Here is a 7,095-nt window from a genome sequence, read left to right on the forward strand (position 1 = left end):
TCGTCGGCAGGCCATCGCCGAGGTCCGCCCCCGCCCCGCACGACAGCGTGACGCGCGGTCCGGGTAGGGCGCACCCGACTTGCCGTTCGCCGAGTCCGCTCGCCGATGAGCGGAGTTGGGCTGTGAGCGCCGGTACCCGCGAGTAGCCTGAGCCGGTGATGGCTCAGGCTGGACCGTTCGGGTCGCGGTTGCTCGGGCCCGCGGACCAGCGGGGGATGGTGTTGCGGGTCCGGGTGCAGGGGCTGCTCACGGTGACGCTCGTGGTCGCGAACCTGATCGGGGCCGTGGTGGCCGTGGTGCTGTCCACCTGGGTGATCCCCGGGCCGGGACCGGTCGCCGCGACCTGGTTGATGGTCGGCGTCGGGGTGCCGTGCTACGTCGTGGTGGCGTTGGCGTTCGGGGTCGTGTGGGGGACCGGGCGGGCGTTGCGGGCGGTGCGGTGGGCGATCGACGACCGGCCGCCGACCGAGCGGGATCGGCGGGCGACCGTGCGGGTCCCGTTGGTGCTGACCCTCATGCAGGCGTTCCTCTGGGGACTGGCGACGGTCCTGTTCACCGGGATCGTGCTCGTCATCCAGCCCGCGCTGGTGTTCACGGTCGCGTTCACCGCCGGGTTCGCGGGGATCGTGGTGTGCGCCAACGCCTACCTGCTCAGCGAGTTCGCCCTGCGCCCGGTCGCGGCCAGGGCCATCGGCGACGAACCGCTCGGCGGGACGGGCGTGCGGGTGCGGATGCTGCTGTTCTGGTGCCTGGGCACCGGCGTGCCGGTCGCTGGCCTGCTGCTGGTCGCCGTGTTCGCCCTGGTGCGCGACACCGTGCCGACCACGAGGCTCGCGGTGACGGTGATCGTGCTGACCGGTGTTGTCCTGGTCTTCGGTTTCCTGGTCACCGAGTTCACCGCGCGGGCCATCGTCGGCCCGGTCCGGTCGGTGCGCGACGGCATGGGCCTGGTCCGCGAGGGGCACCTCGACACCAGGGTCGCGGTGTACGACGGCACCGAGCTGGGGCTGCTGCAGGCCGGGTTCAACCGGATGGCCGACGGGCTCGCCGAGCGCGAGCGGATCAGGGACCTGTTCGGCAGGCACGTCGGCCGCGAGGTCGCCGAGGCCGCGCTCGCCGCCGAGGTCGACCAGCGGGTGGTGGCGGTGACCGTGGTGTTCGTCGACCTGGTCGGCTCGACCGCGCTCGCCGCGACCCGACCGCCGACCGAGGTGGTCGCCCTGCTCAACCGCTTCTTCGCCGTCGTCGTCGACGAGGTCGACCGGCACGGCGGCACCATCAACAAGTTCGTCGGCGACGCGGCGCTGGCCGTCTTCGGCGCCCCGCTGCCCCTCGACGACCACGCGGGCCGCGCCCTCGCCACCGCCAGGGCCGTCGCCACCCGCCTGCCCCGCGAGCTGCCCACCTGCCAGGCGGGCATCGGCGTGGCCACCGGCCAGGTGGTCGCGGGCAACATCGGCGCCCAACGCCGCTTCGAGTACACCGTCATCGGCGACCCGGTGAACGAGGCCGCCCGCCTCACCGAGCTCGCCAAGTCCAGCCCCGGCAACCTCCTCGCCTCGTCACGCGCGGTCGACGAGGCCCACCCCGACGAAGCCGCCCACTGGCGGACCACCACCCGCACGACCCTGCGCGGCCGCACCGAGGACACGCTCCTCGCCGTCCCGCGGGAGAGCTAGTGGTGTGTCACGCGACCTTGGTGGGGCAATGCGTCCACAGGGTCCTTCGAGGTCCTGGTGATCCGCGCCGACCTCCGGCCCTCGTCCATCGACACCGGGCGCACGAACACACTTGCCTTCCGCGCCACAACCACCTCCCACAGCCCACCTGCGAGACCAGCCCGGCGGACCCACAACCAAGATCAGTTACCGGGCAGACCTGCTGAGCGGCACCACTGGGCAGACCTACTCCGGCAGCCGGACCAGGGTCGCCGGGGCGGTTCTGGAGTCGCCGGGTGGGGTCTCGGGGGAGTGCAGTGCGAAGCCCTGCCCCACCGGTTCGAGCCAGCCCTCGGCGGCGGCGACCTGGTCGACGCGGCCCCCGCTCACCCGCAGCACCTGCGAGGTCCCCTCGCCCACCTGCGCGCCGAGCCACAGCAGTTCGCCGTCCACCCGCAGCCGTGCCGCCTCGGCCGGGACCACCGACGCCAGGTTGCCCAGCAGACCGGGGAAGGTCCCCAGCGGCCGCGGCGACCGCTCGTCGTACAGGTGCAGGGCCAGTCCCCGGTTCGGCACCAGCGAGTCCTGCACCACCCCGTACATCCGGTTCGCCGTGGCCACCCACCGCACCGCGCCCGCCCGGGGGCGCTCGACGAACAGCTTGCGGTCGGTCCCGGCGTAGGTCTCCAGCCCCACGTTCGTGCCCAGGTACCAGGACTCGCGCCGCACCACCTGGTGCACCCACAGCGCCGTCGCGTCCTGCTGCTCGGCGACCACCGCCAGGTTCCCGTCGGAGTCCACCGTCGCCACCGTCTGGCTCGGGACGACGACGCTGGACCGCAGCCCGGTCCGCCGCTTGGTGATCTTGCCGAGCACCACCGCCGCGCCCCGGCCGTCGCCGAGCGCGGTCGGCGGGACGGAGGTGGGCATGGCCGGGTCGAGCAGCCTGCGGCGCGCGCCGTCCTCGTTGATGTACCAGGTCGCGGCCGGGCCCAGCAGGCGCGGTGTGGCGTTGACCGGGGCGAACGAGGTCGCGGGGCGGATCACCACGACCTGCAGGTCGCCGGTCTCACCCCACGGCAGGCCGACCGAGTTGTCCACCGGGCGCGTCCCCGGCCCGCGCAGGAAGACCCAGCCGAGGCTGCCCTGCGCGACCAGCCACGGGTCGTGCGCGGTGACCAGGTCGGTGGTCGAGCGGATGATCAGCTCCGGGCTCAGCGCGTGCACCCGGACCGCCTGCTCGCGCCGCTCGGCGACCAGCACCAGGTCGTCGCTGATGGTCCAGCCGGTGACCCGCGCCATCGGCAGCTCGCGCTCCACCCGGCCGCCGCGGTCGAGCTTGCGCACCACGTGCCCCTCGGGTCCCGCGCTCCAGGTGTAGAGGGCGCCGTTGACCGCCTGGGCGTCGACCACCTCGGTCGCCAGCACCGGGAAGCCCGCGCCGGTCCCGGTCCGCCGGGGCGCGGTGACCGGGCGGGCGGTGAGCGCGCGCTGCGCCCAGCGGGCCGCGCCGAGCGCCACCACCGTCTTGGGGTCCTGCCAGGTGCGCACCAGGCCGTCGTACTGGGCGCGCAGCGTGTCCTGGACCAGCGGGATCCGGCTCGCCCCGCCGGTCAGGAAGATCCCCCGAAGGTCCCCCGGCGCCCGGCCGCTGCCCTCGATGCTCTGCGCGAGCAGCCGGGTGGTGCGCCGCACGTCCTCGCCGACCAGGGCGTCGAACTCGGCCCGGGTGATCCGCACGTCGATGTCGGCGCCCGCGACGTACTGGCTGGCGTCCTCGTAGTCCGACAGCGACTCCTTGGCCAGCCGCGCCTCGGTGAGCAGCTCGCCTGCCGCGGCCAGCCAGCGCCGGTCCGGGTTGGTGCTGACCTGCTCCCACCACTCGGGGGCCAGCCGGGTCAGCTGGGCGCCGAAGTGGTGGAACACCCGCTCGTCGAAGGTCTCGCCGCCGATCTCCGGGTCGCCGCCGGGGGCGCCGACCACGGTGAAGCCGGAGCCCTCCACGGCCAGCACGGCGGTGTCGAACGTGCCGCCGCCCAGGTCGTAGACCGCCACGCTGTCGCGGCCACCGATGCCGTCCGCGGCGTGCGTGTGGCTGTAGTGCACCGCGGCCGCCACGGGCTCCTCGATCAGCTCGACCGGCCTGCCCGGTAGCACTACCTCGGCGACCTCCAGCAGCACCTGCCGCTGCGCCGGGCTCCACGCCACCGGGTGGGTCAGCACCAGCGACGCGGGCGCGGCCCCGTCGAAGCGCCTGCGGGCCTCGGTGACGAACAGCTCCAGCAGCGCCGCCATCGCCCGCTGCACGGTGACCGGCTCGCCGCCGAGCAGCATCGGGCGGCGGCCGACGTAGCGCTTGGGGTTGCGCTCGGCGCGGTCCGGCGCCCGGCCGACCATCCGCTGCGCCAGGGTGCCCGCGACCAACCGCCCCGACTCGTCGAGCAGCACCGTGGACGGGACTCGGCGCTCACCGGAGACCTCGATGGACTCCACCCTGTCGGCTGTGGCGATGGCCGCCGCCGAGAAGCTCGTGCCCAGGTCGACGCCAAGACTCCACCGTGTCACGTCGCTCCCGCTCACTACTAGCCCATTCGTGTCCGTATACAGGATCGCCTGTCGCCGAGCGGCGTTTCGGTCGGGGTCGCCGCCGGTCCGTAGACTCCCGTCATGGCGAAGTACTTCGACGTGCACCCGGACAACCCGCAGCGGCGCTCGTTGGCGCAGGTCGTGGCCCTGTTGCGCGACGGGGGACTGATCGCCTACCCCACCGATTCCTGCTACGCGCTCGGCTGCGCGCTGGGCAACCGGGAGGGCATCGACCGGATCCGGGCCATCCGCCGCCTCGACGACCGGCACCACTTCACCCTGGTCTGCCAGGACTTCGCCCAGCTCGGGCAGTTCGTGCACCTGGACAACGCGGTGTTCCGGGCGGTCAAGGCATCCACCCCGGGTAGTTACACGTTCATCCTGCCCGCCTCGAAAGAGGTACCCAAGCGGCTGCTGCACCCGAAGAAGAAGACCGTGGGCGTGCGCATCCCCGAGCACACGGTGACCCAGGCGCTGCTGGCCGAGCTCGGCGAGCCGCTGCTGTCCTCGACGCTGCTGCTGCCCGACCACGCCGAGCCGATGGTGTCCGGCTGGGAGATCAAGGAAGAGCTCGACCACGTGCTCGACGCGGTGCTCGACTCGGGGGAGTGCGGCACGGTGCCGACGACGGTCGTGGACTTCTCCGAGGGCGAACCGGAAATCATCCGGCGCGGCGGCGGGGACGCGACAAGATTTGAGTAGCCGTTTTCGGTTGCACGGTGTGTCTCTGGCCACGATCGTTGTATAACGGCCCTATTACGCTACTGTCCACGCCGTGTCGGACCATGACCCTTCACCCGATCAGCCGTTGCGCGCGGTGCCGAAGTTCCCCCCGCGCCCCACGGAGCCGGTGTCCGCTCCCGCGATGATCGTGAGTACCTTGCCGGACGAGCTGCCCTGGTCGCCCAGGTCCCAGCCGGGGGCGTCGACGCCCCCGCCCGCCAGCACCAGCCCGGTGCTGACCAGTCCCCGCCTGGCCCCGGTCGGCGCTCCCGCGCTGACGATGGAAGCGGCCACGGTGACCCTGCCCGTTGTTCCCGGGCCTTTGCCTGGTCCTGCTGAGCTTGTGGTGCCTCCACGTAGGCCCAGGTGGGTGCTACCTGCCGCGGGAATCGTTGTCGCTGCCTTGCTCGTGGGGTTCATCGTGTGGCTGACCTCGGGCAACGACGACCCGCCGCCGGTAACGCCAACGGCTCCTGCCAGCGAGTACCTGTTCCAGAGGATGGGGGAGACCGTTGAACCTGCCCGCGATAGCGACTGCGCCGAGCACGCTTACGGCAAGGTCGAGCAGTTCCTCATAGCGAATCCGTGCAGGCAGTTGACCCGGGCGGTGTTCCTCACCGCCACCGACAGCGGTCGAACTGTCTACACCTCCATAGCAGTTGTGCGTATGCCGGATCGAGCTGGTGCCGAGAAGCTCGAACTACTCGTTCGTCAAGACGAAACCGGCAGCGTCAACGACCTGCTGCGCGAGAAGAAGGTCAACGTCCCCGGGTTGGACCGCCTGAGCCGGGGTGGCTTCTCCGCCACGACCATCGACCGAGACGTGGTCATAGCGGAGTCGGACAGCGCTGACCGTGACGAGGACCCTGCCGCGCACAAGGCCGAGATGAAACGGGTCAGCGTCGCCGCGCTGAAGCTGGCGAAGGAGCTCGGGTAAGACCCCCTGGACCACCCTCACAACCGCGCCACAACCGGGGTGCGCTAACCAGACCCGGGGCGCTTTGAGAGAGGGGTATGTCCATGAGGGCTTTGTTGCTCGCGGCGGCCGCGGTCGCCGTGGCGTTGCCGGTCGTGCCAGCGCAGACCTGGTCGACGGCGGCCTGCGGACCCGCGACGGTGTCCGTGGGTGACTACCGGCAGTACGAGGGCACCGGTGGTCCCGGCACCACCGGGTTCGCCTTCGCGGTCACCGTGGCGACCGACCCGGGCTGCACCGCGACCGGCTCGGTCAACTACGTCACCGAGCACATCACCACCACCCCGTCCGACATCGTGGCCGCGTCGGGCACCCTCACCTGGACCGACTCCACCACGGCCACCGCCGTCGTGGTCGGCGTCGTCCGCGACAGCGCCCCCGAACCGGAGGAAGCCTTCGCCCTCCGCCTCCACGGCGCCCAGAACCTGGTCATCGCCCGAGACCGAGGCCGCGGCCAAATCATCGACGACGACCTACCCCCGGTAGAAACCTCACTCGACGGCGGCAAGATCTGCTGGCGCTACGAAGGCACCGCGGAGGTGGGTGTCCATACCTCGACCCCTGCGCGCGCCCCGATCACCTTGCACTACCGAACCATCCACGTCGGTAACAACCCTCCGGGCTACTACCCGGTGAAGGACGGCCTCATCACCATCCCCACCGGCGCCACCCGAGGCACCGCCACCATCCGCCTCAAGCCCGACCAAACCCTCCCCGACGACCAGTTCTACGTCGAGATCTTCTCCCCGTCCGCGGGCACCCTCGGCCTGTCGAAGGTCCCAGTGACGGTGAAGTCCAAGCGATAGCAGTGTGTTGTCAACGGGCCCGGCCACTTCGGTGGCCGGGCCCGTTCTCTCTGCTTGGCCGCCTTTGTCCATTATGGACATTTGGTGCGTGGAAAGCCGACTTGTTGATCACCCGTCGAGCGACTTGCTCCCGCTGGGCGGTCCGAGTCTTCGCTCGCGTCCGTGACCAGCGGATTTGCTGTCCTGGCTGCTCGATCTTTCACCCGGTTCAGGGACAGAAGTTGTCCACATGTGGATCTTCGGGGCGCTGTGTGAAGATCGTTTGTCGGGGGGTGCCGGTAGGCTGGGACCTGGGACGCCCCCCGGAGAGGGTGGGGGCTGGGGCCGGACTGGCGTGCGCGCGCGA

At 71.5% G+C, this 7,095-nt stretch carries 6 protein-coding genes; 4 read left to right on the top strand and 2 right to left on the bottom strand.

All coding sequences use genetic code 11. From position 1 onward, the window contains the following. Positions 1-158 precede the first annotated feature (158 nt). Positions 159-1,679 (top strand): adenylate/guanylate cyclase domain-containing protein, encoded by a 1,521-nt coding sequence (locus tag CLV68_RS32840; protein WP_121394927.1) that lies wholly within the window; start codon positions 159-161, stop codon positions 1,677-1,679. 225 nt (positions 1,680-1,904) lie between these two features. On the opposite strand, the gene CLV68_RS32845 is transcribed toward CLV68_RS32840, so the two are convergent. Beyond that, on the bottom strand, positions 1,905-4,223 hold the full coding sequence (locus CLV68_RS32845; protein WP_170224726.1) for an Hsp70 family protein: 2,319 nt from the start codon (positions 4,221-4,223) through the stop codon (positions 1,905-1,907). Positions 4,224-4,325: 102 nt separating this feature from the next. On the opposite strand from CLV68_RS32845, the gene CLV68_RS32850 reads away from it, so the two are divergent. Further along, positions 4,326-4,946 (top strand): L-threonylcarbamoyladenylate synthase, encoded by a 621-nt coding sequence (locus CLV68_RS32850; protein ID WP_121394942.1) that lies wholly within the window; start codon positions 4,326-4,328, stop codon positions 4,944-4,946. Positions 4,947-5,045: 99 nt separating this feature from the next. Here CLV68_RS32850 and CLV68_RS32855 read toward each other — a convergent pair whose 3' ends face one another. Next, positions 5,046-5,261, bottom strand: coding sequence for a hypothetical protein (locus CLV68_RS32855; RefSeq protein WP_121394929.1), 216 nt, complete (start codon positions 5,259-5,261; stop codon positions 5,046-5,048). Positions 5,262-5,337: 76 nt separating this feature from the next. On the opposite strand from CLV68_RS32855, the gene CLV68_RS32860 reads away from it, so the two are divergent. Further along, a complete protein-coding gene (locus CLV68_RS32860; protein WP_147460259.1) occupies positions 5,338-5,904 on the top strand; it encodes a hypothetical protein in 567 nt (188 codons plus the stop codon). Between the two features lie 83 nt (positions 5,905-5,987). Beyond that, positions 5,988-6,749, top strand: coding sequence for a Calx-beta domain-containing protein (locus CLV68_RS32865; RefSeq protein ID WP_147460260.1), 762 nt, complete (start codon positions 5,988-5,990; stop codon positions 6,747-6,749). Positions 6,750-7,095 lie beyond the last annotated feature (346 nt).

The organism is Actinokineospora cianjurensis, assembly GCF_003663795.1.
Taxonomy (GTDB): Bacteria; Actinomycetota; Actinomycetes; order Mycobacteriales; family Pseudonocardiaceae; genus Actinokineospora; species Actinokineospora terrae.